At 60.4% G+C, this 23,144-nt stretch carries 20 protein-coding genes and 2 pseudogenes; 18 read left to right on the plus strand and 4 right to left on the minus strand.

Features of this window, described 5'->3' with window-relative positions; genetic code table 11:
• Positions 1 to 22: 22 nt before the first annotated feature.
• Positions 23 to 386 (minus strand): annotated as a pseudogene (locus ACYG9R_RS19705) (nuclear transport factor 2 family protein).
• A gap of 822 nt (positions 387 to 1,208) precedes the next feature.
• Here ACYG9R_RS19705 and ACYG9R_RS19710 point away from each other — a divergent pair.
• Together ACYG9R_RS19710 and ACYG9R_RS19715 are read left to right on the plus strand one after the other, a co-directional pair.
• Entirely contained in the window at positions 1,209 to 1,454 is a 246-nt protein-coding gene (locus tag ACYG9R_RS19710) for a hypothetical protein (RefSeq protein ID WP_023737208.1), read from the plus strand.
• Positions 1,455 to 2,193: 739 nt separating this feature from the next.
• A complete protein-coding gene (locus ACYG9R_RS19715) occupies positions 2,194 to 2,541 on the plus strand; it encodes a VanZ family protein (RefSeq protein ID WP_023824713.1) in 348 nt (115 codons plus the stop codon).
• Between the two features lie 667 nt (positions 2,542 to 3,208).
• On the opposite strand, the gene ACYG9R_RS19720 is transcribed toward ACYG9R_RS19715, so the two are convergent.
• Complete coding sequence (locus ACYG9R_RS19720; RefSeq protein WP_023737300.1) at positions 3,209 to 3,481, minus strand: hypothetical protein; 273 nt, start codon at positions 3,479 to 3,481, stop codon at positions 3,209 to 3,211.
• Between the two features lie 59 nt (positions 3,482 to 3,540).
• Here ACYG9R_RS19720 and ACYG9R_RS19725 point away from each other — a divergent pair, with 59 nt between their 5' ends.
• The 7 genes from ACYG9R_RS19725 to ACYG9R_RS19755 all read left to right on the plus strand — a co-directional run bounded on the left by ACYG9R_RS19725 (position 3,541) and on the right by ACYG9R_RS19755 (position 9,258).
• On the plus strand, positions 3,541 to 3,657 hold the full coding sequence (locus tag ACYG9R_RS19725) for a glycosyl hydrolase 108 family protein (protein ID WP_245260116.1): 117 nt from the start codon (positions 3,541 to 3,543) through the stop codon (positions 3,655 to 3,657).
• Between the two features lie 71 nt (positions 3,658 to 3,728).
• Positions 3,729 to 3,836, plus strand: a complete 108-nt coding sequence (locus ACYG9R_RS19730) for a DUF1515 domain-containing protein (RefSeq protein ID WP_023737299.1) — start codon at positions 3,729 to 3,731, stop codon at positions 3,834 to 3,836.
• Positions 3,837 to 4,433: 597 nt separating this feature from the next.
• Positions 4,434 to 5,189: a Crp/Fnr family transcriptional regulator gene (locus ACYG9R_RS19735; RefSeq protein WP_023737297.1), complete on the plus strand. Its 756-nt coding sequence runs from the start codon at positions 4,434 to 4,436 to the stop codon at positions 5,187 to 5,189.
• A gap of 1,532 nt (positions 5,190 to 6,721) precedes the next feature.
• The gene (locus ACYG9R_RS19740; RefSeq protein ID WP_023824714.1) at positions 6,722 to 6,931 is read left to right on the plus strand and encodes a hypothetical protein; all 210 of its coding nucleotides are present in this window, start codon (positions 6,722 to 6,724) and stop codon (positions 6,929 to 6,931) included.
• Positions 6,932 to 7,060: 129 nt separating this feature from the next.
• The gene (locus tag ACYG9R_RS19745) at positions 7,061 to 7,255 is read left to right on the plus strand and encodes a hypothetical protein (protein WP_156933297.1); all 195 of its coding nucleotides are present in this window, start codon (positions 7,061 to 7,063) and stop codon (positions 7,253 to 7,255) included.
• A 369-nt stretch (positions 7,256 to 7,624) separates the two neighbouring features.
• Entirely contained in the window at positions 7,625 to 7,846 is a 222-nt protein-coding gene (locus tag ACYG9R_RS19750) for a DUF768 domain-containing protein (protein WP_023737055.1), read from the plus strand.
• Between the two features lie 905 nt (positions 7,847 to 8,751).
• The gene (locus ACYG9R_RS19755) at positions 8,752 to 9,258 is read left to right on the plus strand and encodes a GNAT family N-acetyltransferase (RefSeq protein ID WP_023737054.1); all 507 of its coding nucleotides are present in this window, start codon (positions 8,752 to 8,754) and stop codon (positions 9,256 to 9,258) included.
• 33 nt (positions 9,259 to 9,291) lie between these two features.
• On the opposite strand, the gene ACYG9R_RS19760 is transcribed toward ACYG9R_RS19755, so the two are convergent.
• A complete protein-coding gene (locus ACYG9R_RS19760) occupies positions 9,292 to 9,729 on the minus strand; it encodes a nuclear transport factor 2 family protein (protein ID WP_023737053.1) in 438 nt (145 codons plus the stop codon).
• A gap of 1,556 nt (positions 9,730 to 11,285) precedes the next feature.
• On the opposite strand from ACYG9R_RS19760, the gene ACYG9R_RS19765 reads away from it, so the two are divergent.
• The 8 genes and pseudogenes from ACYG9R_RS19765 (at position 11,286) to ACYG9R_RS19800 (ending at position 20,168) form a co-directional block, all read left to right on the plus strand.
• Positions 11,286 to 12,725: an NAD(P)-binding domain-containing protein gene (locus ACYG9R_RS19765; RefSeq protein WP_023701140.1), complete on the plus strand. Its 1,440-nt coding sequence runs from the start codon at positions 11,286 to 11,288 to the stop codon at positions 12,723 to 12,725.
• 24 nt (positions 12,726 to 12,749) lie between these two features.
• On the plus strand, positions 12,750 to 13,925 hold the full coding sequence (locus ACYG9R_RS19770) for an acyl-CoA dehydrogenase family protein (protein ID WP_023824715.1): 1,176 nt from the start codon (positions 12,750 to 12,752) through the stop codon (positions 13,923 to 13,925).
• Positions 13,926 to 13,938: 13 nt separating this feature from the next.
• On the plus strand, positions 13,939 to 15,198 hold the full coding sequence (locus ACYG9R_RS19775; protein ID WP_023824716.1) for an LLM class flavin-dependent oxidoreductase: 1,260 nt from the start codon (positions 13,939 to 13,941) through the stop codon (positions 15,196 to 15,198).
• 10 nt (positions 15,199 to 15,208) lie between these two features.
• Complete coding sequence (locus ACYG9R_RS19780) at positions 15,209 to 15,550, plus strand: DUF3088 domain-containing protein (RefSeq protein ID WP_023727409.1); 342 nt, start codon at positions 15,209 to 15,211, stop codon at positions 15,548 to 15,550.
• 4 nt (positions 15,551 to 15,554) lie between these two features.
• Complete coding sequence (locus ACYG9R_RS19785; protein ID WP_023824717.1) at positions 15,555 to 16,736, plus strand: acyl-CoA dehydrogenase family protein; 1,182 nt, start codon at positions 15,555 to 15,557, stop codon at positions 16,734 to 16,736.
• Positions 16,733 to 18,088, plus strand: coding sequence for an LLM class flavin-dependent oxidoreductase (locus tag ACYG9R_RS19790; RefSeq protein WP_023824718.1), 1,356 nt, complete (start codon positions 16,733 to 16,735; stop codon positions 18,086 to 18,088). The genes ACYG9R_RS19785 and ACYG9R_RS19790 overlap by 4 nt, the downstream gene beginning before the upstream one ends.
• Positions 18,089 to 18,162: 74 nt before the next feature.
• Positions 18,163 to 19,257 carry an LLM class flavin-dependent oxidoreductase gene (locus ACYG9R_RS19795; protein WP_023824719.1) on the plus strand — a complete coding sequence of 365 codons (1,095 nt, stop codon included), beginning with the start codon at positions 18,163 to 18,165 and terminating at the stop codon, positions 19,255 to 19,257.
• 180 nt (positions 19,258 to 19,437) lie between these two features.
• Positions 19,438 to 20,168: pseudogene (locus ACYG9R_RS19800) on the plus strand (NADPH-dependent oxidoreductase).
• A 6-nt stretch (positions 20,169 to 20,174) separates the two neighbouring features.
• Here the strand turns inward: ACYG9R_RS19800 and gcvA are convergent.
• Positions 20,175 to 21,185 carry a transcriptional regulator GcvA gene (gene gcvA, locus ACYG9R_RS19805; RefSeq protein WP_352723180.1) on the minus strand — a complete coding sequence of 337 codons (1,011 nt, stop codon included), beginning with the start codon at positions 21,183 to 21,185 and terminating at the stop codon, positions 20,175 to 20,177.
• A 336-nt stretch (positions 21,186 to 21,521) separates the two neighbouring features.
• On the opposite strand from gcvA, the gene ACYG9R_RS19810 reads away from it, so the two are divergent.
• Positions 21,522 to 23,117 carry an ABC transporter substrate-binding protein gene (locus ACYG9R_RS19810; protein WP_023824720.1) on the plus strand — a complete coding sequence of 532 codons (1,596 nt, stop codon included), beginning with the start codon at positions 21,522 to 21,524 and terminating at the stop codon, positions 23,115 to 23,117.
• Positions 23,118 to 23,144 lie beyond the last annotated feature (27 nt).

Genomic DNA, 23,144 nt, shown 5'->3' on the forward strand with positions numbered 1-23,144 from the left:
TTGGCCTGTGATCTGGACGGTCCTAATGGTGAAGGTGGTAGAGTTTGCTAACGATCTTCCACTCTCCTGCGATCTTGAGCAGGGAAAGATAGTCGGTGAACCTTGTGGTTCCAAATTCGTCCTCAACCTTCACAGTGGCTGCATCGCCCGTAATGTCGAGCGATGCGACTGTCCAGTTGGGGCTGGTGTTCGGCGGCAAGCCCGCACCCATCACCTCGCCGACATAGGGCATCGACACTCAGCCATTCGACCGCGCCCTGGAAGTTACCGATGTTTGATGCGCGTGGGTGGAAGGCTGCCCCCAGCCCTTCTTCGGCACCGGTGGACATGGCCAAAACGTAACCTTCGATGGTAGCGGTAATAAGACTTTCATCGGTCTGTGACATCGAGGCTTCTCCACGCCAGTGTTTGCAGCGGTCAGAGCATGGAGGGACCGATCCTTGCTGACAACAGGCAAACGGTTTTTCGGACCAGTTGGGTCCGTTTCCTTTGTTGCTTTCGCGGTTACTTCTGACGACGCCTCGCGCCAAAGGCCGCCAGAAATCAAGTCGAGTTGAGGGTGTGTCGCAAGCTCCCTACTTCCGAAACGAGTCAGCGCCCTGTGGTTTTGAAGCGAGTTCACTGTTTCAACCGCCTCGTTCTGTTCAACAACGAGGGCCTTGCGCTGCGGCTGCTTTGATCGAATGCAAGCGTTCGGAGTACGAGTAACCAACTCCCTTGCCGGTCGAGTACAACTTTACCGGCACCGTGGCCTAGCGATGCGCGCAAGCCTTCATGTGGGGGAGAGGCCAGCAGTGCTGCAGTTATGCCTTCCCTTCTGCAGCGAAAGCCCCAGCAGGCAAATCAAAGTAGCCAGCTCGAAGCGCTGTCCGACCAGAAGAGGCAGTTTCACTACAACGCCCCGCTTCGACGTTTTCGCGAGCAGCAGAAGTGTCTCGGTCGTTGCTGACAGCCGGAATAGCGGTCGTATCGGTATCCATTCTGGAGCAGATAATAGCAGGCTACACTTATCAGCAAGTGCTTATGAGCAGGCTTTCCGCGTGTAGACAACGAGGCAGCTAGATTGTCTTTATCCACCGTGCCGCACGGTTGGGGAGGCGACCAGAGCCGATGTGAAGGGGACTAGGCAAGCTAATATTCGCTTGCGCTAATTTAAAAGTGCCGTAACGTCATGCTCAGCCTTTTGGGGAGGCGCAACGGTGGGGAGTATGATGAGAGTAGCTGTGTTTTGCGCGGCGATCGTGATCGCTGGGACTGGTGTCGCTGTTGCCAAGGAGAAGAAGGTGGTGGTGAGTGACGCCACGGACCTTTGCTCTACGAAGCACTCGGCCAAGAAGCAGGTGCTCGAGCTGGACTGCAGGCCGACCGGAACCGCCAAATTGCCGGCCGGTGGAACGCCGGAAAAGCCGCGCCTTGGATACGACACCGATCCGTGGCTGGTTAAAGGCCTTTAGACACTAGGCGACGGCAACACAGCGCGGCTAAGGGGATTGTGCGCTGGCGGTGAAGCCTTCATTGTTCTCTCATCGGCGGAACATTGTCGCCTGGAAACGCTTCGGACGGTGCACTGCCCCATCAGTGCAACGTTCCCTTCCTTGTTTGCACTGGCCGGCTGCCGAAAGGTGGCCGGCTTTTTTGTATATAAGCGCAACCTGATGTTTGGAGCTTGTTGATTGGACAGCAGCGAGTGGCCGCTGCTGCGTTAGCGTCCAGGATTGGAATTTGTAAAGGCGAGATCACCAAGGCAGGGATGAACCAGGCTAGCAACGGTTTCGTCTGTTAGCCGCGACGCCGACGAAATTGAATTCAGAAGGGCGTCGGCCGGGCTGCCCAACATCAGGGTGGGCCAAGGCTGGACGGAGTCCGCTCCCGCCCAGCCGTGCCCGGCATGATACGCATCGCACCTGGGCGCAAGCCGTACCAACGGCCCGTCTATTCCGCCGCGCCTTTCGGCAGGAAACCCTCGGCCTCATCACAATGGAGGGCGACATTCGCAGCGCCCTATGGAACCATCCAGAGTGACATAGGCTGTTTTGTGGGACTTACTGGTGACATTAGTAGGCCTGTTAGGCATGTTCGCGCTCGTAGCTCAGATCCAGGTTGGAGCCCTGCCTCGTGCACCAGTATGGGAAGCGAGAACTAGGAACCGGGAGTGCTACGAATAGATTGCCGCAGTGCAGCTTTTTTCAGAGCATGGCAAGGGCTGCCTTTCTCTCCACGTTGGCGGTCGTCCTGCTGCTCGCGCTATTGCCAGACCACTTGCTGCACGCCCTCGGATTGGCCTTTACGTCTCATCACGACAAGCTCAACCACGCCGCCGCGTTCGCCACCTTGTCGGCTTTGGGTAGCCTCGGCTGGCCCCAACAGGTGGTCCGGCTGGCGGTTTTACTTGCTTTAACGGGCGCAGCGATCGAAATCCTTCAATGCGTCACAGAGCGTGACATGAGTGTCTTCGACTGGTTTGCCGACTGCGCCGGCATGGCATACGGGCTGAGAACTATCAGCTGGGTGAAGGAGATTCTAGGCGAACCGGTTATTTGATCGCCACAGGCTCCGCCTTACCGCCGCCGTGTTGGCCCACTTGCCAGCCTCACGCCGGGGCCGCCTTCGATCACCCTCGCTATTGCCATTCAATTCCGACGCAAAGGCCGATCGCAAGGCCATAGTTTTCAGGGCCGCTCACCATTTAGACTTAGGTCCGATTATTTCGCGCAAATGGCCGACGCCGGAAACATTTCTCCTTCTACTTTGTTGCAGTGGCCGTGCCGCTGAGGAGAACATGCACAGTGCCTCTATCAAATGAACTGCGCGACGTACCTATAGAATTCAAATGCCCCTCCTGTTCGTGCCCTATGGTGAGAAGGGGATCCTGGCTGAAAACGATTGCCGGTTTCAACTGCGGTAGCTGCAGGTCCAGAGTGCGGATCGGCTACGAAGAGAAGCTGGCCATATTCGAGCGGCACCTTAAGCGACGTGCGCCAGATCTGGGCCGACGACCAATGGAGTGCGATCCCGGCAACGATTCCTGAGAGTGTCGGAAATTCAAGCTCCAACTGCTTGCGGCTGGTCTTCTGCCGCAAGTCCAACCTTCATCTGGTTGCAAGGTCAGGAGGCTCTTTCGTCCGTACGGAACCGATGATGGCGAGCGGTTTCGATGCGCTCGGAGCACCGAGCAGGTCGACACGTTTCTGGTAGCGACCACCAATCTCTAGCTGACCGCTTCCACGTTCTGACGAGGTGCGAGCAACTTGATCTTCAATAGTCTTTTTCGAGCCAGCATGCTCGCCGCCTCTGCGATACGGTCTCCGTATGCATCGGCGACGAACGATAGCGTCGACAGGTCGATAATGAGGTCGTCGATCGCGCCCGCCAAGACACTGGACCCGCGCCCAAATTGATGCACCAGCGCCCGCACTTCCTTAAGTGCCGTCGAGGCTTCACCCGCATCCAGCAGCGCCTCGATCTCATCGAAAACCTGCATCCCGACCCTCCCGCTTTAAAACGGTGGCAATTTCGCGCGAAAAGAAAGCGCCTGCCAAGGTGCTCACGCGCGAAGGCGGCTATTCAGACAACAAGAAAGACCCTGGTGGCCCAACGATGAAGGGCGTCCATGGAGGGCGTTCAGCGAGACGCAACCGAGATCCGGCGCGACATTAAACGACAGCGATGCTTGAGCCGCGCTCTCTTACGAGCAATCCGAGCAGCGCCCAGCCGCCAGCCGATCGAAGATGTACGCCAAGACCGACAAGCTGGTGCAGCGTTTTGCCAAGGCTGAAGACGCGGTGAAATCCCTCAGAGAAGACATGACCGGGGTGAGGCGGCCACTGCCGAGGTGACCCGGTGGAAGTTGATGGGCATCGGCGCATTGGGCTCACTGCATCGCAGCGGCGGCGCTCGCGTCGCTAGTTACGCCCTATTCGTCTATCTGGCGCGAGCTGCGTGGCGGATCACGAGTTCTATCCGTGCTGCTGAGTCAGCAGAATTCCACACCACCTCCGGATAGGCCGTCTAGATCCGGTAACCGCACATTCTTGAGCACATTGTACGATTGTTACGCAAAGCAGCGGCCGCATCGACTCTCATCATCTTGGAACTACATTGCCACAATGGCTCAGCTCTTTGAATCCGACCCAGTGAACGCTTCATATCAGCTGATCGTGGACCACTATGAGACAGCGGTTTCACTCCAGGAGCGCATTGTCACTCGCGTTCGACAATGCGGTTTGTCAACGAAAAGTGATGACGAATTCCTGGAGCATCTGAACGCCGTCTTAGCGCGGGCGCGCCAAAGGTTGGCTCGGGCCGATCAATGCAATTAAGAATGGGACATCCGCGGTCCGCAGGCATAGAGTGTGCCATCGACGGCAACTCCAAGGGCGTCCGTCGGCTGTGAGCGATCAACATGCTTCCGCCCCCAATAGGGAGAGGGAGCTATGACAGCCTCCAGTTCACAAACTCACACTGCCGCGCAACGCGACACCGGCCAAAATTCGATCTATCGCAATTCGCTGCTGCTTCGAATGTGCTCGGCAGACTTGGCATTGCTGCAACCTCATTTCGAAAGCGTCTCCCTTGGGCTGAAGACGCATCTCGAAGTGGCGGGGTCACCAATCAGCACCGTGTACTTCTTCGAGAGCGGTCTCGGGTCAGTGGTGGGCGAGCTGCGGCCTGGTATCGAAGCTGAGATCGGAATCATTGGTTGTGAGGGCATGACCGGCTCAGCGCTCGTCATGGGCGATGACCGATCAACGCACGATTGTTACGTGCAATTAGAAGCCCGAGCCTTTGGTATAGACGCGGGCCTCTTCAGCAAGGCGCTTTTGACAAGCCCAACCCTGCGAAGTTTTCTGCTCCGCTACGTTCACTACTTTCACCTCCAGGCAAGCTTCACCGCGCTCAGCAATGCCCGGATGAACATCGTCGACAGGCTCTCAAGATGGCTGGTGATGTGCGATGATCGCGTCGACGGGAACAGCTTTGCGATTACGCACGAGTTCTTGTCAGTTATGCTCGGTGTCAGGCGGCCCGGCGTCACCATAGCGCTGCAAACCTTGGAGGGCCAAGGTCTGATACGCTCAATGCGAGGAGAGGTAGTCATTCTTGATCGCGCGCGTCTAATTGCGCTGGCTGATGGGTCATATGGCAGGGCTGAAGCCGAATACGCTCGGCTAGTCGGCAAACTGCATTGACGGCAGACGCCGCGCCCGTGCACAGTGCCTGCAACAGAGCCCGCCGGCTGAGCCACGGGTGTTTTTGCGTCAGGCGGGAACATTCCCGCTCTGAGGCTGTTTGGCCACAATCGGCTCGTTCTTCAGCGGTCCGTGCCGGTGACCAAGATGCGTCCCTCACTCGTCATGGTCGGCCCGCGCAGCCTCGGAAGCAGGCGCGGGCCATCCCATCAAGCCCTAGCCCCACGGCAGGGGCTTTTTGCTGTGCGGATCTGATGCGTTCCTGGCGGGAGTAAACGCTGTCGCTCCGTACCGAGGTGAGTTCCTCCCGGAAATGATGCATGAGCGCTCGCTCTTCCGCCAGACATGATCGGAGCGACCGTGCCATTTCGATACAAAGTGATGATTCTATTGGGTAATCTTTGCTCATCGTCGCATTCAAACTCGCGCTGAGTCTGTTTGTTCCATGGGCAAGAGCGCCTAGCTATTGAAAACCGAGCGACTTCTTTCGTTTGCCGCTTTAGGTATTGCGCAAGAGCAACACCTAAACGTGAGTTATCGCGACCTCGGCGCCTCTGGTTGACAATCGTGGCGGCCTCACTGCATTTTCGCGTTGAGGGACAAACGTGGGGATCCTGCCTGAAGAAGCCTTATCAGAAGCCTGAATTGAAGAAGCGCGAGAAGCTCTCGGCCGTAACGGCTGTGTGCACGCTATCAACCTGCACCGATGAGTGAGAACCTTTAGGCCCAAGGCGTTTTGCCGAATTCACACTAGAGAGGGACTGCAGTGAAGAAAGAATACAGGAAGCCGGTACTGACCAAACGTGGGCGTCTCAGCGCGGTGACGGCGGGAGGGTTACCTAGTGTTATTGTCTTGCCGCCTGAGCCCCTATGACCCAACGAGTGCCCTGCAACACAAGCCCGCTGGCCTCGTCGGCGGGCTTTTCATTTGCTTTAGGAACAACGCGTAAATGGATAAGTTGGTCCACCGCAGCGCTCGGTGAGGATGCCTTACCACTGCCGACCGGCGGCAAAGGGTCCGGCCCGCGCTTTCCTTCCTAGTGTGACGTGGCCCTGAAGGCTGCCAAGTTCTTCCTGCCTCACTGATCCAGTTCAAGCGGATCGTGATCTGGTTGCTCGTGCCACATCACCTGGCGGAAATCGCGTTTCGACCTGCTGACCGCAGATCGGGCATGCGTGAGATCGATCGTCCCCGTCCTGCGGTTGGTGTGGCTTGCCGGGGATAGGCGGTCCAAGGTCGGCTATTCTAGTCATGCTCGACCGAACACGATGCTGCGCAAAGTTCCGTCAGTCTGCTCAGTTGGTGAAAGAAATCGCACCAAAAGCGGTAGTCATCTGGTCGACCGTCGAAATGAGCCTCCAAAGCGCAGTGCGCTACGGCGTTCGCCGCTTCCATCCATAGAGTTCGATCTCAGATTGATCTCGGTCGACGAGATCGGCAATCTTCAAAGCGGCAAAATCAGCGCTCCGCATCGCGAGCCTCCGTGGACCAAATATTCCCAACCCCTAAGGGGTGACTATATGATCTCCTCATGACAACTCTGCGGTACGATATAAGGCGAGAACCGGATCGGACGTGGACGGTGTTCGACGTGTTCACCGGGCTCCCGGCTATTGTAGCGGGCCACGCATCTGTCGACCTTCCCGACATGGAGTATGCCGAAGAGCTGGCCGCCATCCTGAATGCCGACGACCTGAAGCAGAGGCTATCTCACGGTAGGTTCCCCGGAGGGTTCGCCTGACTGAAGTGGCATTAGCCCCGTCGTATTGCCCATCCAGGATGGTTCGTCCGGTCCGAACAAGCAACTGTTATTGATCTACCGACTATGACGGTCTTAAGTCGACTTACCATTGCTTTTCGTAGGGTGGACGTGACGGGCAACGTGGTGCCAATGTGCAAGGACGCGCCTTGCCTAGAAGTGGTCGGAGCCAGTGGCGAATGGGTGGTCCGCATCATTGAAACTGACCAGGAAATTACACGATCATTCGGCCTGGAATCGTTCGCGCTGTCCTTCGCGGAAGGCCAGCGGATACGCCTGCATCTCGACAAGGTTGTGCGGCTTTAGGACCCTCCTGCGGCTGGGTAACCTCAGAGCCGCGACGGTGATGGCCGATGGATGTGCTTGAACAAGAAATTGCCGATCTCCTGCATTGCCGACATATGCTGGTAATCCGCTAAAACCAAAGAAGGAGGCGATCTAACCCGATCGCGCCAACCAAGGCCAACACATAGGCGATAGCAATTCCTACAATCGCTGGGAGAACGAAAATGGCCGACGCCATGGTTGGGGAACCCGGGTGGGTAGGCGCCGGCCACAAGCGGAACAGGCCCGCCGCGCCACACACATCGCTGATTTGTCATGAGGTGGTTATGGTGTGATCGCGTAAGAGCTTAGATGACCGGAACCTAATAAACGCAGCGCGCTTATCTGCTCATGAGCACGCGCGGCGCAAACTTTCTGCAGAAGTGGATTTCGAACAAGGTCCCCAATACCGTCGGTTCCGGTATAATCTCCGTTGCCGAGCTGACCCAAGAGCTTTTCGCCGATGCTAAAGCGCTCGGCATCAAAACCACAGAGATCGAGGAAGATAGCGGCAGCGCCTACGAAGCGGTCCTCAATGCGATCGTCCGTCGCAACGACCACCTGGCAAACTGACCATGTCACGCTGCTAAGGGCGAGATACAGCGATAGAACAGGTCTTCCTTTGTTTGGCAGCCCTGTATTCAGCTTCCCACGGCAACGCGTGGAAGTCGGGCTTGTGCCCCGCCTCACGGTAGTCAGCCTGAGTGAGGTAACTTGCTTTGTCCCGCTCCACAACGCAAACAAACGGCGGATTCCCCGGGCACCTATAAACGCCTACAGCTTTTTCCATGCGACAGGTGTGCTACGGGTGCTCGAAGATGTCGTCCTTCATTGCGATGACAGAACAACACAGAAGATCGGGTGGCCCGTATTGTCGGCCCGGAACCCTGTAGGCGGACTGTAGGTGGGGGGCGGACGCAAAGGCACTCCGTTGGTCTGCGCTAATCTCGCTGCGGACCGAAACGGTAGGGGGCGCGTGGTGAATCGGTAAACTGGCGGAAGATTGCGGCATCGCGAACTGCTGAAGCGCCTTCGTCAACGTTATCGCGACGACATGGCGGAAGGGTGGAGAGGATGCCGGCCCAATTCCTGTTGGCGTTTCGGCTTTTCAGGCCGACGTAAACACCCGGCAGAGTGTCCCCAAATCCGTGGCCGAGAGCGATATCGGGCCGTCGTCGTTCTCTTTCCCGTTTGTAGAGATCGGCCATTCTTAAGGGTGAGCGGTTTCTTCGCATCGTAGCAAGAAACGGTCAAGGATGAACCAGCCAAAGGCGGACCGGCTCGCCTGTCAGCCGCCGCGTCTACACAGCTGAGCTCAGGAGGGCGTCGGCCCGGCTACCCAACAGTGAGAATTCTTTCGATCGGCGTGGTTCCGGGTTAAGGTTCCTCTCCGAATTAGGGGGCAGGCCCATACGGAATTTGCCAATTCTGTTTCAAACAGTAACTTCTGCTTTGTGTCGCTTTTGGGAGGCGTCTAGATGGTCATTGACATTTTACTGGTTGCCCCGACCGATCTCCATCGGGTCCGGGACCTTGCCCTGGTCATCTGGCAGGCCCACTATACACCCCTGATCGGCGCAGACCTGGCGGCGGGCATCGTAGCCGATATCTATTCCATGCCCAGTCTCTACGCGGACATGCACGAGCGACGGCAAAGCTATTGGATTATTACGACAGACGGGAAGGATGCAGGTTATGCCTCCGCGTATGTCCAAGGCGGAACCCTGTGGATCAAGAAGCTGTATCTGCTGCCTGAAACCCGAGGGCTGGGATTGGGCAAACTCCTGATCGAGACAGTTCGCAACTACTTCGGCGTAGGGTATCCGCAAGCGCTCTTTGTCGCTGAAAAGAACCAATCCGCGATCGATTTCTACCGTTCCCAGGGGTTTTCGATCGAGCGTCTGGAGCCTGTAATGATGGGTCCACACCAATTCCACGACTACTTGATGACCAGAGCGGGTTTACCGGACGCAGCAGGAAAATAATGGCGCGTCACCCGGCTGGCGGCTATCGGCTCATTAATCCAATATATCTGTGGGCAGGCTCGTGTCCTCCCCTGCCTTGTCCCAAGCCTGCGCCGCAATCTTCCAGTTGCCCTGATCCTTCACCAAAAGCATCATTTCAACCACTCGCTCCAAGTTGATCTCGTTTTCGACATTCTCACAGGCGATAACTGCCACTGCTACATTGCCAAACACCTGTATCTTGCTGCCGAGAACCCTTTCATCAAGCGACAACAGGTCGCTTCCTGCGAGAGAACTCATTCGCTTGATGAACGCGGGGATGGATTGGGGCCGGGCCGGCCGCGATGAAGGAAACATTTGCGCATCCGGAAAAAAATCGGATCGGAATTTCTCCCAGTCGGGCTCGCCCGCCGCCTTCCAACTCATGCTTGCAAACTGGCGCGAGATCAGAGCCCGTATGGCGTTACAGTCGCTCTCAACCGTTGTGTCCATTGCAGAAACCTCCTCAGATCATACTCAGGGGTTAGCAGAGGCTTCCCGGGCCGATTGGAAGGCTGCACCCTTTGCGATAGCTGCTCCAAACCTGGTCCAATAATATGCTTTCCGCAACATCATTGGCATGCCATCCGAAACAGAACCGCTTTCTCCTGTTCTAGAACAAAGGTTGCATTACAATTGATGCCGGTGGGGACAAACGCATCCGTGATTGGATCCCCGCAGGAGGGCAGCTTCGATCTGCCGCCAGCTAACAGTGGACGTTCAGCTCTCGGCCCCAAATCAGCATCGGCAAAGCTCGATTTGCACTATCCGGGCCCAATCCGGTCAAAATCGGTTTTTGTCACTGATCTATGCTACAGACGTGCTACCTTTGATAAAAATAAGCCAACGAAATCAACCGTTAAGGCGACGGGGCGTTGCGTCTCTTCGGGCGCGCCACTTTTCGCCACAAGTCGCTTGAGGCTTGCATCCCGGTACTCGGGCTTTCTCGTGAGAGAAACCCATGACGAAAGCTCGTCGCTCAGGCTCAGGTCGACGACCCGCATCGCCGGCGTGCACGATTTGACTGCTCGCGGCCGGGTAGTTCGCTTGGTCGTGGTGTAAAACAGCGGTTTAGAATGTTGGTGTTATTGTTGGTATCAAGCGCTACGGCGAGATATTAACTACAGGAAATCGCGAAACTAAATTGCGATAATGTGGGTTTCTCCGGGCCCACCATTTTATTATATATCAATACCTTACGCCTAATTATTTGAGTTTGAGTTGAGCGTTATCGGGTAAATCTATGGCTTCTGGGCAAAATGGTTTTGGGGCCCGTTCGTCAATTTTCTCCGTCTCGTTGATGGCACTGTCACACCTAGCTCAAGCCCCCTGGGTTCGAAATACCCTGCAAGGATGCCTGCGGCAATCGGCGGCAACGACGTGCAATTAGGCGGGTTCTGAACTCGGCCGCAGTCTCAAAATGCGCTTGCCAGTTCGGTTGATCTGTGCGGATCTGGCAGCCAATTCCGACAGAATTCTCTTACCCAGCCCGGACAGGTAAAGGCTGAGGAAATCATGAGAATGGTAATCGGTAATGTCCCCAACCGCATCGTTTTCCATCGGTCGTGCTTTGAAATAGATCTCAATCGCGACCGCGACGGCGCCGTGTACTTGACGCCGTGCAGCTCAAGGCGTGGTGAGAGCCGCCACCAATCGAAGTCCTCGAGGTCTCCTTTCGGGTGCATGACGCGTTTTTACACACGTGGGCTCGACCCCTACTTGGGTGAAGTGTCGGAAACGCAGCGTACTCCTTTCAACGGGCAAGAATTGCAGCGGAATCGACGCGGGCAACCGAGCGTTCAGATTATGTCAGCCCTGCGCGCCAATTGTTCGCTTGTCATCACGGATTGCAGGTGGTGCCGAATATCCGGCAGCAGCCCGGTGACGCTCCGATTGTGCCGTTGGATGCAAGTGAAAAAAACTACCGGGCAATCAAAGCAGACATTTCTGGACTGTTTGCCGACCGGGGCGGAGTTTGGTGTAACACTTGAACTTCAGCCAGGACCGAAATGGCCTTACCGTCCGATCCAGATCACGACGCCCGCGAAACACTTCGACTGATCGGTCCCGATCCGCAAAATTGGGTGCCGGATCGGGAGGGCATCGACCACAATGTCTTTGTCGTTGGCGGCGGGCAGACTGGCGCGACCTTCGCCTTCGCGTTGAGGCGGGCCGGCATCGGCAAGGTCACGGTCATCGATGCGGCGCCGGATGAGGGCAAGGCCGGCATCTGGCTCACGCATGCGCGGATGAACCGGCTGCGAACACCAAAGGGCCTGCCGGGACCGGAACTCGGCCTGCCGGGCCTGAGCTTTCAATCCTGGTACGAAGCGCGCCATGGTGCCGAAGCCTATGCAGGCTTCGACCGCATCGCGCGGACGGATTGGGCGAATTACCTGAAATGGTATCGCGACTTTCTCGGCATTGGCATTCGCTACGGCACGCGTCTCCTTCGCATCGAGCCGGCTGACGGGTATCTTCGCCTCCACCTCGATGCCGGCGGCACGCCATTGATCGAAACGGCGCGGAAGATCATTCTGGCCAATGGCTTTGGCGGCAGCGGCGGTCCAATGATACCGGCGGTGCTCGCTGCTCTGCCCCAGGGCTTTGTCGCACACAGTTCTGCAGCAATCGATTTTGCCTCGCTCAAGGGCAAAGCGGTCGCTGTCGTCGGGTCGGCGGCTTCGGCATTCGATGCGGCGGGGACAGCCCTTGAGGCCGGCGCGCAATCGGTGCGCCTGTTCGCGCGGCGCACCAGTATCGCCAGCGTGCCGATCAACCGCGTGCGGGGTTATCCCGGCGCCTATGACAACTATCCGCGCTTGCCCGATCCGGTGCGCTGGCGCCAGGCACTGCGCTTCCGCGAGGCCGGTTCGACGCCACCGCCCGATGCCGTGGAGCGGGTAGTGCGGCACAAGAATTTCCACCTGCATCTCGGTGCCCCCTGGACGAATGCGGATATCGACGGCGGCAAGGTCGTCACCGACATCGGCGCCGAGACGTTCGCTTTCGACTTCGTCATCGCCGGCACCGGCTATTTCGCCGACCCGACGCGCAAGCCGGAATTTAGCAATTTCGCCGCCTCGATCCGGCTGTGGCGTGACCAATACGCGCCGGCGGAAGGCGAACTGGATGAATTTTTCGGCGCCCATCCCTATCTCGGCCTCGGCCATGAATTCCTCGAGAAAGCGCTGGGGGAGGCGCCGTTCCTGAGGAACATCCACGTCTTCAATCCAGGCGGCTTCGTCAGTTTCGGCCTGCCGATCGGCGATGTTCCCTCTATCAGGCGCGACGTGCCGGCTGTCGTCGCCCGCATCAGCCGCGATCTCTTCCTTGCCGATCTCGACAGCCATGAGAGCCGGATAACCGGCAGCCATCCGGCCGAGTTCGGGGAGGAGGCCTACGCCTCTGCCGTCTGGCGGCCGGCACAGACCATTGCGGCGGAATAGACGCATTTCCATGGACAAACGCCGATGACCTTCAGCCCTGACCTTTCCGACCCGTTCGTCGCCACGGCGGTCGAGCTGCGCACCATCTTCGATCGCGATGCGGTGGCGCGCGACAAGGCCGGTGGACGACCGGTCGAGCAGATCCGCCTGCTCAAGGAAAGTGGACTGCCGTCGGCGCAGATTCCCAAAAACTATGGCGGCAAGGGCGCGCCCTGGCTGTCGGTGCTGCGCGTCGTGCGCGAATTTGCCCGCACCGATGGTTCGCTAGCCCATCTCTACGGCTACCATCATCTGCCGCTCAACGGCGTGTTATTTCGCGGTACGGACGCGAAGAAGGACCAACTGCTGACACGCTCGGCCCGCGAGAACTGGGTCTGGGGCAATTCCGGCAACGCCATGTCGAAGACCTCTACGGCCAGGCGCAACGGCTCGGGCTGGATCCTGAACGGCTTCCGGCCGTTCTCTTCCGGCTCGCACATCGCCGACTATATCCAGGTGGCATGGGAAGACGGCCAGGACCGCCTGGCAGCTGCGATCCCGGCCGATCGTGAAGGTATCGTCATCGAGGATGACTGGGATGGCGTCGGCCAGCGGCAGACGGGTTCCGGTAAAGTCACGTTCAAGGATGTGCATATCGGTGATGACGAACTGATCGGCTCGCCCGCCGTGCCGCTGACGCCGTTCCAGACGCTGATTTCACTCTTCCAGCAGGCGGTCCTGCTCAACCTCTTCGTCGGCAGCGCGCAAGGAGCGCTGAGCGACGGCCGCGACTATACGGTCTCGCAATCGCGACCCTGGGTCTATTCCGGCTATGAGAACCACACCGATGATCCGTTCGTTCAGCGCAAATATGGCGATCTCTATATCCGCACGCTGGCTGCCGCCGAACTCGCCGATGTGGCGGCGCGCAGCCTCGATGCCGCCTATGGCAAGGGCGAGGCCTTGACCCTGGAGCAGCGCGGACAGACGGCGATCGACCTTGCCACCGCCAATGTCTATGCCGGGCAAATCGGTCTCGACGCATCGAGCGAGGTCTTCGAGGTGATGGGCGCCCGCTCGGCCACCAAGGCCAATGGCTATGACAGGTTCTGGCGAAATGTGCGCACGCACACGCTGCACAACCCGGCCGAATACAAGAAGCGCACCATCGGCACCTGGTTGCTGACCGGGGAATTCCCGGTCGGCGGGTTGTATCGCTGAGGAGGCGCGGAAAATGGCCAGGCGCAAGGACAAGCTCAAGCTTGGAGCGTTTCTTCTCTTCACCGGCCACCATGTGGCGGCATGGCGCCATCCACAGGCGGCCGAGGGGACCAGCCTCGGCGACTATGTCGAACTGGCCAGGCTCGCGGAAGCGGCCAAATTCGATGCGATCTTCTTTGCCGATGGCGTCGCGGCGCGGCTGAGCAATCTCGAGGCTGCCAGCCGCAAGGCGCATAGCGGCGTCTATCCGTTCGAGCCCATTACGCTGCTGTCGGCGCTGTCGGCGGTGACCACCAACATCGGCCTGATCGCCACGGCTTCGACCAGCTATTCCGATCCCTACAATCTAGCCCGCCAGTTCGCGTCGCTCGACCATCTGAGCGGCGGGCGCGCCGGCTGGAACCTCGTCACCTCGTCCGATCCGGATGCGGCATTCAATTTCGGCCACGATACGCATATCCAGCACGGCGACCGCTACGATCGCGCCGAGGAATTCGCCGATGTCGTGCTTGGGCTGTGGGACAGCTGGGAGGATGATGCCTTCCCGCGCGACAAAGTGAGCGGGCGCTATTTCGACAAGGAGAAGCTGCATGTGCTGAACCACAAGGGCCAGCACTTCGAGGTGCGCGGTCCGCTGAACACGCCGCGCACGCCGCAAGATGAAGCCACCGCCTTCTATGCCGACGTCAAGGGCAGGCTCGGTAAGTACGGCCGTTCAGAGGATGATCTGAAAATCCTGCCAGGCATCTTTCCGGTCGTCGGCCGCAGCGAAGCCGAGGCGCAGGAAAAGTTCGAACAGCTGCAGGATCCCATCCAGCCGGAAGTGGGCCTCGGTCTGGTCTCGGCGCTGGCCGGCGGCTTCGATCTCACCGCCTATCCGCTCGACGGGCCGGTGCCGGAACTGCCGGAGACCAATGCCGGCAAGAGCCGGCAGGCGCTGGTCATCGATCTGGCGCGGCGCGAGAAGCTGACGATCCGGCAGCTCTATTTGCGCATCGCCGGCGCTCGCGGCCACTGGCAGGTGGTCGGCACGCCACAACAGATCGCCGACACGATGGAAGAGCGCTTTGAGAATTACGGCGCCGACGGCTTCAACATCATGGCACCGATCATGCCCGGCGGCTTGAAGGATTTCATCGAGTTGGTGGTGCCGGAACTGCGCCACCGTGGCCTGTTCCGTCGGGAGTATGAGGGCAGGACCTTGCGCGACAATCTCGGCCTGAAGCGGCCGGCAAACCGTTTTTCGCGGCATGCCGCTGCGGCGGCGGAATAGGAATGAGCCGATGGCGCGAGACACGCTCTTTCTCATCCAGCCGGGTTTCGCCGACCCAAAGCATCCGGGCCAGACCTTCGTCTGCCCCTATTCCAACAAGGTCGAAGGGCTGCTCGCAGCCTTTCCCGATCTTGCCGCCAGGCTGGACGTCGAGCGCGTGCCGTTCGCAAGGCCGAGGGGTAAGGTGATCGATACGCTCGGCGAACGCCACCAGTCGCTGCCGGTGCTGGTCGTCGGCGGTGATCCGCCAGCCGACCTACCGACCGCCAAGGGCAAGGTCTTTGCCGACGACACAAGGCGCATTCTTGCGCTGCTTGCCGAGCGCCACGGCTTCCCGCATCTGCATGAGTGACCTGATGAGCTTCGATCCCGATACCTCCAATCCATGGGTCGCCAAGGCGGTCGAGCTGCGCGACATCTTTGCCCGCGACGCGGTCGAGCGCGACCAGCTTGGCGGCAGGCCCGTCGAACAGATCCGCCTGCTCAAGGAGAGCGGCCTGCTCAGTATCGTCATTCCCAAGGAATTCGGCGGCGCCGGCGAACCCTATTCGACGGCGCTGAAGATCGGCCGCGAGTTCGCCAAGGTCGACGGCTCGATCGGCCACATCTACGGCTACCATTTCAGCGCGCTGATCGCCGCAAGGCTCAATTCGGACGAACCGTGCTCAGCCGATCTGCTGCGGCGTTCGGCTGCGGGCGACTGGTTCTGGGGCAACACCGGCAACAGCTTTTCCAAGACGCTGTTCGGCCGCAAGGATGGCGAGTGGACGATCGTCAGCGGCTTCAAGCCCTTCGCCTCCGGCTCGCATGTCGCCGACTATCTTTCGACCTCCTGGGAAGACGAGGTCAGCGGCGAGCGGAAGTTCGCGGCCATCCCGGCGGATCGTGAGGGCATCACCATTCTCGACGACTGGGACGGCATCGGCCAGACGCAAACCGGCAGTGGCAAGGTCGCCTACAAGGATGTTAGGATCCATGACAACGAACTGGTGCGCGGCTGGGTCGACGCGTCGCTGCCGATCCGCACCATCGGCCCGCTGCAGCAGCAAAGCGTGCTGCTCAATGTCTTCATCGGCACCGCCCAGGGCGCACTGCTAGCGGCACGCGACTACACGCTCAACAGCTCGCGACCGTGGATGTATTCCGGCGTCGAGCGCCACATCGACGATCCATGGATCAAGCGGCAATATGGCGAGCTCTGGGTCAAGACGCGGGCGGCAACGGTGCTGGCTGATCGCGCTGCGGCGGCGATCGATCATGCGATCGCGCGCGGCAAGGCGTTGACCGAGCAAGAGCGCGGGGAAGCGGCGGTTGCAGTTGCCGCGGCCAACGTGCTGGCCGGCAATGTCGCGCTCGAAGTCACCACCGAGATCTTCGAGGTGATGGGCGCGCGCTCGGCGGTGCGCAAATACGGCTTCGACCGTTTCTGGCGCAATGCGCGCATCCACACCTTGCACAACCCCGCCGAATACAAGGCCCGCACCGTCGGCACCTGGTATCTGACTGGCGCCTATCCCGAGCCCGGCGTCTTTCGATGAGCGGCCGACAGCTCCACCTCAATGTCAACATCCTGCACGCCGGCTTCTCGCCGGCGGCATGGCGGATGGACGGGGTCGACCCCTATGCCGCCTTCACCGTCGACCACTATGTGCAGGTGGCGAAGATCGCCGAGCGCGCCAAGCTCGACGCTATATTCCTTGCCGATCAGGCGGCAATTTCGGATCGCATCGACTATCGGCCGATTACATCGCTGGAACCGACCATCGTGCTGGCGACGATAGCCGCCGCGACCGAGCGCATCGGCCTGATTGCGACGGCATCGACCAGCTTCAACGAGCCCTACAACATCGCCCGTCGTTTCGCGACGCTCGACCATGTCAGCGGCGGGCGCATCGGCTGGAACATCGTGACCACGGCCGATCCCGCCTCGGCCCGCAATTTCGGCCTGACCGGCGCGATAGATCATGGCCGGCGCTACGAGCGGGCCGCCGAATTCACCGAAATCGTCAAGGCGCTGTGGGACAGCTGGGAGGACGATGCCTTCATCGGCGACGTCGCCAGTGGGCGCTTCGTCGATGCCGCCAAGGTTCACGCCATCGAGCACGAGGGCGCGCATTTTTCGGTGCATGGGCCGCACAATGTGCCGCGCTCGCCGCAAGGGCATCCGGTGGTCATCCAGGCCGGCGGTTCCGATGACGGCAAGGAGCTCGCCGCGCGCCACGCCGAAGCGGTGTTTTCCGCGTCGCAATCGTTCGAGGAGGCGCTCGCCTACGCAAAGGAGCTGAAGGCCCGGGCTGTCGCCTATGGCAGAAGCGGCGGCCTGCCGCTCAACCTCGCCGGTCTGGCCACCATCATCGGCAGCACCGAGGCGGAAGCGGAGCGGCGGCAGGAAGAACTGTGGGACCGCATCCCGCTCGACTACAGCCTGACGCGGCTGTCGGGCGTGCTCGGCATCGACCGCGAGCGGCTGAGGCTCGACGAGAAGCTGCCTGACGTCATCCCGCTGCCGCCCAACGGCGGCCACACCTTCTTCAAGGCCACGCTGGCACTTGCCCGCAACAACGATTTCACCGTTCGCCAACTGATCCGGGCGCTCAACGGCAGTACCGGCCACCGCACCGTTGTCGGCACGCCGGAGCAGATCGCCGACGATATCGAAAGATGGTTTGTCGCCGGCGCCGCCGATGGCTTCAACCTGATGCCTGACGTGCTGCCGACCGGGCTGGAAGTCTTTGTCGATACGGTCGTGCCGATCCTGCGCCGGCGCGGCCTGTTTCGCAGCGACTATGAAGGGCGCACGCTGCGCGACCATCTCGGCCTTATCAGGCCTGAAAGCCGTTTCGCGCCGCAGCCGCACAAGGCGTCAGGGTTGCTCGGGGCCACCCATTGAACGATCATCAAACGATAACGGCGCGGAAGGTACCGCCATTGACCTCCACGCTCGACAAAAATACAGGCCCGACAATGAGCGCTGATCCCGAATTTCTCTGGTACATCCCGAACCAGATCGATCCCGGTCACCGCGGCGAGCCGGCCGTCGAGGACCACAACAGCCTGGAGACGCTGACCAGCCACGCAAAGGCGCTTGAGGAACACGGCTGGAAGGGCGCGCTGATCGGTACCGGCTGGGGTCGGCCCGACACGTTTACCGTCGCCGCCGCGCTCGCCGCGCGGACCACCTCCTTCGAGCCGCTCATCGCGATCCGCCCGGGTTACTGGCGGCCAGCGCACTTCGCATCCGCGGTCGCCACGCTCGACCAGCTGACCCGCGGTCGCGTGCGTATCAACATAGTGTCGGGCAAGGACAACCTCGCTGCCTATGGCGACAGCGAAGGCGAGCAGAACCATCGCTATGCCCGCACCAGAGAGTTCATGCGGCTGGTTCGCAGACTTTGGACCGAAGAGAACGTCACCTTTGCCGGCGAGCACTTCAAGGTCACCGGGTCTACCGTCATGCCCCGCATCCCTGTCCGTGGAAACCGTCGCCATCCCAGGCTCTATTTCGGCGGCGCGTCGGAGGCGGCCGAGCGCGTCTCGGCCAGCGAGGCCGATGTCCAGCTGTTCTGGGGCGAGCCGCTCGACGGCGTCCGGGAGCGGATCGAGCGGCTCAAGGCCTTGAGCCGGGAACTTGACCGGGACCTCCCGCCTCTACAATTCGGGTTGCGGGTCACCACGCTGGTCCGCGACACCACCGGGCAGGCCTGGGCGGACGCCGAGGCGAAGGTCGCCGAAATGGCAAAGGGCCAGGGCGCCGGCTGGAATGATCATGGTCGGGCGGTAGCGGTAGGCCAGCAGCGTCTGCTCGATCTGCACACGCGCGGCGAGGTGCTGGACGACAATCTCTACACTGCGCCGGGCAAATATGGCGGCGGCGGCGCCGGCACCACCTGGCTGGTCGGCTCGGCCGCCGACGTGGCCAGTTCGCTCGGCAAGTACCGGGATCTGGGCATCACGCATTTCGTGCTCTCGGACACGCCGTATCTTTCCGAGATCAAGCGGCAAGGCGACCAGTTGCTCCCGCTATTGCGCAATAGGGTCCAAGCCGCGTTTGTTGAATGACGTGGGGTTGTCAGAACACCGAACGAGCCAGATCGCCAAATAGGGACGACAATGCCACAGCCGGCCGCTTTCAGCATCCGCCCTTCCGACGCCGACCTGCGCGGTGAAGCAGCACTAAGGCGGCGTTACCGGGCGCCGCAAGAGGCGAACACTGCAAACTAGAACGAAGCCCTCGAGGCGATCCTTTCACATCGCTCGGTCCGCAACTATCTCGCCAGGCCTCTGCCCGAAGGGACGCTCGAACTTATCATCGCTGCCGCCCAGTCGGCGCCGACCTCGTCCAATCTGCAGGCGTGGAGCGTCATCGCCGTCGAGGATCCGGCGCGCAAGGCGCGGCTTGCCGGACTGGCGGCGGTCAATCGCCATATCGAGCAGGCGCCGTTGCTGCTGGTTGGCTGGCCGACCTGTCACGGCTGCGCGCCATTGCCGAGGCAAACAGCCGGGCGGGCGAGGGGCTCGATTATCAGGAGAGTTTTCTGCTGGCCGTGATCGACGCAGCACTTGCCGCGCAGAATGCCGTGGTGGCAATCGATGCGCTCGGGCTCGGCTCCTGCTACATCGGCGCCATGCGCAATCATCCTGAGGCCGTGGCGCAAGAGCTCGGCCTGCCGCCGGAAACCGTGGCGGTGTTCGGCCTGACCGTTGGCTGTCCCGATCTCCTGGCTGCGACCGACATCAAGCCCAGACTGCCGCAGCGTGTTGCGCTGCATCGCGAGCGCTATCAGTCAGGCTTCGATCAGGACGATCTCGCAGCGTACAATCTGACGCTTCGCACCTTTCAGCAAGAGCAGTCGATGCCCGTTGTCGACTGGACCGAACTGATGTCGAACCGCATCGGCAGCACTGCGGCGCTGAAAGGCCGTGATCGCCTGGGTGATGCGCTCAAGGCGCTGGGCTTCAAGCTCAAATAGCCAAGGCTATTCGGCGGCAACGATGGCGATGCGCGCCGGCAGTGCTGCCGGCGGTGTGAAGTCGAGTGCGCCAACCCTTCGCGCCTCAGCCTTCAGCCAGCCATGGAAGCGCTCGACGGTCGCGAGCTTCGCCTTGTGTGGCGTCGTCGCGAAGTAATAGGAAAACTCGACCGGCTGCGGCGAGCCGAAAGGGCTGACCAGCCGCCCTGCCGCAAGGTCAGGCTCGGCCAGTCGGAATTTGCCGAGACCGATGCCCTTGCCGGCAACCGCGGCGTCGAGTACCAGCGAGGACTGGCTAAGCCGTATGCCGCCGTCGACAAGGCGGCCGGACAGGCCGTTGGATCGCAGCCAGCCCTTCCAGTCGGGGCAACTTGGATCGCGCTCCGGCCCGTCCTCATGCAGGATCGGCGCGTTACGCAGCCCTTCCGGTCCACGGAAGAGGCCGTGCGTGCGGGCAAATTCGGGGCTGCAGACAGGCAGCACCGCTTCCGAGAACAGCCGTTCCGTGATGAGGCCGCTATAGGCGCCCGAGCCGTAGCGGATGACACAGTCGATATCTTCGCTGGCAAAGTCGGCAAGCCTTGTCGATGCATCGACCAGTACTTCGAGTCCGGGCACCGCCTCACGCAGCGCGTCGAGGCGCGGGATCAGCCATTTGCTGGCGAAGGAGGGCGCGACCGACACCTTGATCGGCGCATCCTCCTCGTCGCCGGAAATACGCGCGACCGATTCGACAACGACGTCGAAAGCCTCGGTGAGCCCGGGCATCAGCGCCTGACCGGCCGAGGTCAGCAAAAGCTCGCCCCGGTTGCGCTGGAACAGCGGTTGCCCCAGGTGATCCTCCAGCAGGCGGATCTGCTGGCCGATGGCGGCGGGCGTGACATGGAGTTCTTCCGCCGCTCGCGTAAAGCTCAGATGGCGGGCGGTTGCGACAAAGGCGCGAAGCGAGGTCAGCGGCGGAAGTCTCGCCAGCGTCGGTCGTAGCTTCCTCGGTTTGGCGCGAATGAGATCAACCATGAGGCGCATTCAACACGTTCGGACCCGGCGCGACGAGGGCGGGCTTTGCGCCAAAGCGTGCGGCGGAAAATTTCGTTTGCCGCAGCGTCGCGCCAGCGGGAACGGAAATCTAAAAAATCGCAATGTCTACTATTCTTGTAGAAATAAGACGGGCAGCACCGATTTGGGTGTCGGTCGGCTTCGCAGGCCTGGAATGAACCAGTCGTGCAAAGCGGCGCTTTCGGCCGACGATAGAAAATCATTCTTCCGGTTTTGCGCGACGGCAGGGATCATTGCGTCGAGGCGCCGGAGTGCGTTCGGCCGCCGGATGCAATCCGTTTTCCGGAGCCCAAGACCATGTCTGTCAATCGTCGTCATTTCAACCAGCTCTTGCTGCTTGGGGGTGCGAGTTTCGCATTGCCCGGCCTTTCCTTTGCAGCCGAAGGCACGCCCGTTCAGGGCGGCACGCTCAACTGGGCCTACTATCCCGATCCGACGTCGCTGATCGCCATCAACACCTCGTCGGGCACCGGCCAGGCGATCGGCCCCAAGGTGAACGAAGGCCTGCTTGATTTCGCCTACGACCTCACCCCGAAACCGCTGCTGGCCACGGAGTGGTCGATCAGCGATGACGGCCTGCGCTACACCTTCAAGCTGCGCCAGGGTGTCAAGTGGCATGACAGCAAGGACTTCACCTCGGAAGATGTTGCCTTCACCATCTTCCGGCTGAAGGAGGCGCATCCGCGCGGCCGCATCACCTACCAGAACGTGACAGCGGTCGAGACGCCCGATCCGCACACCGCCATTGTCGTGCTTTCGAAGCCGGCGCCCTATCTGATCACGGCGCTGAGCAGTTCGGAATCACCGATCGTGCCGAAGCATGTCTACGAAACGTTCAAGCCGGCAGAACAGCCCAAGCTGGAACAGACGATCGGCACCGGCCCCTTCGTTCTCAAGGAATGGGTGCCCGGCAGCCATCTGATCTTCGATCGCAATCCGAACTATTGGGATGCGCCAAGGCCTTACCTCGACCGCGTCGTGCTGCATGTCATTCTCGACCCGGCGGCACGCTCGGCGGCTCTTGAAACCGGCGAGATCGATATCGGCGCCAATCCCGTGCCGCTGGCCGATATCGAGCGGCTGAAGGCCAACCCCGCTTTGGTCGTCGACACCAACACCTATGCCTATTCCGGCCCGCAGCAGCAATTGTTCTTCAACTACGAGAACGAAATCCTGACCAAGCGCGACGTGCGTCTGGCCATCGCCCACGCGATCGACCTGCAGAAGCTGGTCGACATTGCGCTCTATGGCTATGCGCAGGTATCGCCAAGTCCCATCAGCACGGCACTGCCCAAATGGTATGACCCCAGCATCAAGGCGCGCGAACCCGACCCCAAACTGGCGGAGAAACTGCTCGACGATGCCGGCCATCCGCGCGGCGCCGACGGCACGCGCTTTAAGCTCCGGCTCGCCTACAACGCGTTCCTGCCGGCGTCCTATGCCGATTTCATCAGGCAGTCGCTGGCAGTGGTCGGCATCGACGCCGAGATCCTGAAGCTCGATCTGTCGACGTTCCTGAAGACCGTCTACACCGACCGCGCCTGGGACCTGGTGGTTGAGTCGCTGTCGAACACCTTTGATCCGACGCTCGGCGTCCAGCGCGCCTACTGGTCGAAGAATTTCAAGATCGGCCTCGTCTTCTCCAACGCCAGCCACTATGCGAACCCCGAGGTCGACCAGATCCTCGAAGCCGCCGCAATCGAGCCCGACGAAACGAAACGGCGCGAGCTCTGGTACAAGTTCCAGCACATCATCCATGACGACGTGGTGTCGGTCGACCTCGTTGCGGCCGGTGCCCAGATTGTTGCCAACAAGAAGGTCAGGGATTTCGCACCCGGAGCGCAAGGCATCAACAACAGCTTCGCGCAGATCTGGCTCGCGCCAAACGCATAGGCGCTCGGATTGCCTTGCCTTGGATCG

Source organism: Mesorhizobium sp. RSR565B (assembly GCF_054719465.1).

What these genes read in the sequence shown, in the direction of transcription:
- ACYG9R_RS19710 (WP_023737208.1), top strand. Translation starts at nt 1,209, where the DNA reads ATGATGAGAGTAGCTGTGTTTTGCGCGGCGATCGTGATCGCTGGGACT.
- ACYG9R_RS19715 (WP_023824713.1), top strand. Translation starts at nt 2,194, where the DNA reads ATGGCAAGGGCTGCCTTTCTCTCCACGTTGGCGGTCGTCCTGCTGCTC.
- ACYG9R_RS19720 (WP_023737300.1), bottom strand. Translation starts at nt 3,481, where the DNA reads ATGCAGGTTTTCGATGAGATCGAGGCGCTGCTGGATGCGGGTGAAGCC.
- ACYG9R_RS19730 (WP_023737299.1), top strand. Translation starts at nt 3,729, where the DNA reads ATGTACGCCAAGACCGACAAGCTGGTGCAGCGTTTTGCCAAGGCTGAA.
- ACYG9R_RS19735 (WP_023737297.1), top strand. Translation starts at nt 4,434, where the DNA reads ATGACAGCCTCCAGTTCACAAACTCACACTGCCGCGCAACGCGACACC.
- ACYG9R_RS19740 (WP_023824714.1), top strand. Translation starts at nt 6,722, where the DNA reads ATGACAACTCTGCGGTACGATATAAGGCGAGAACCGGATCGGACGTGG.
- ACYG9R_RS19750 (WP_023737055.1), top strand. Translation starts at nt 7,625, where the DNA reads ATGAGCACGCGCGGCGCAAACTTTCTGCAGAAGTGGATTTCGAACAAG.
- ACYG9R_RS19755 (WP_023737054.1), top strand. Translation starts at nt 8,752, where the DNA reads ATGGTCATTGACATTTTACTGGTTGCCCCGACCGATCTCCATCGGGTC.
- ACYG9R_RS19760 (WP_023737053.1), bottom strand. Translation starts at nt 9,729, where the DNA reads ATGGACACAACGGTTGAGAGCGACTGTAACGCCATACGGGCTCTGATC.
- ACYG9R_RS19765 (WP_023701140.1), top strand. Translation starts at nt 11,286, where the DNA reads ATGGCCTTACCGTCCGATCCAGATCACGACGCCCGCGAAACACTTCGA.
- ACYG9R_RS19770 (WP_023824715.1), top strand. Translation starts at nt 12,750, where the DNA reads ATGACCTTCAGCCCTGACCTTTCCGACCCGTTCGTCGCCACGGCGGTC.
- ACYG9R_RS19775 (WP_023824716.1), top strand. Translation starts at nt 13,939, where the DNA reads ATGGCCAGGCGCAAGGACAAGCTCAAGCTTGGAGCGTTTCTTCTCTTC.
- ACYG9R_RS19780 (WP_023727409.1), top strand. Translation starts at nt 15,209, where the DNA reads ATGGCGCGAGACACGCTCTTTCTCATCCAGCCGGGTTTCGCCGACCCA.
- ACYG9R_RS19785 (WP_023824717.1), top strand. Translation starts at nt 15,555, where the DNA reads ATGAGCTTCGATCCCGATACCTCCAATCCATGGGTCGCCAAGGCGGTC.
- ACYG9R_RS19790 (WP_023824718.1), top strand. Translation starts at nt 16,733, where the DNA reads ATGAGCGGCCGACAGCTCCACCTCAATGTCAACATCCTGCACGCCGGC.
- ACYG9R_RS19795 (WP_023824719.1), top strand. Translation starts at nt 18,163, where the DNA reads ATGAGCGCTGATCCCGAATTTCTCTGGTACATCCCGAACCAGATCGAT.
- gcvA (WP_352723180.1), bottom strand. Translation starts at nt 21,185, where the DNA reads ATGGTTGATCTCATTCGCGCCAAACCGAGGAAGCTACGACCGACGCTG.
- ACYG9R_RS19810 (WP_023824720.1), top strand. Translation starts at nt 21,522, where the DNA reads ATGTCTGTCAATCGTCGTCATTTCAACCAGCTCTTGCTGCTTGGGGGT.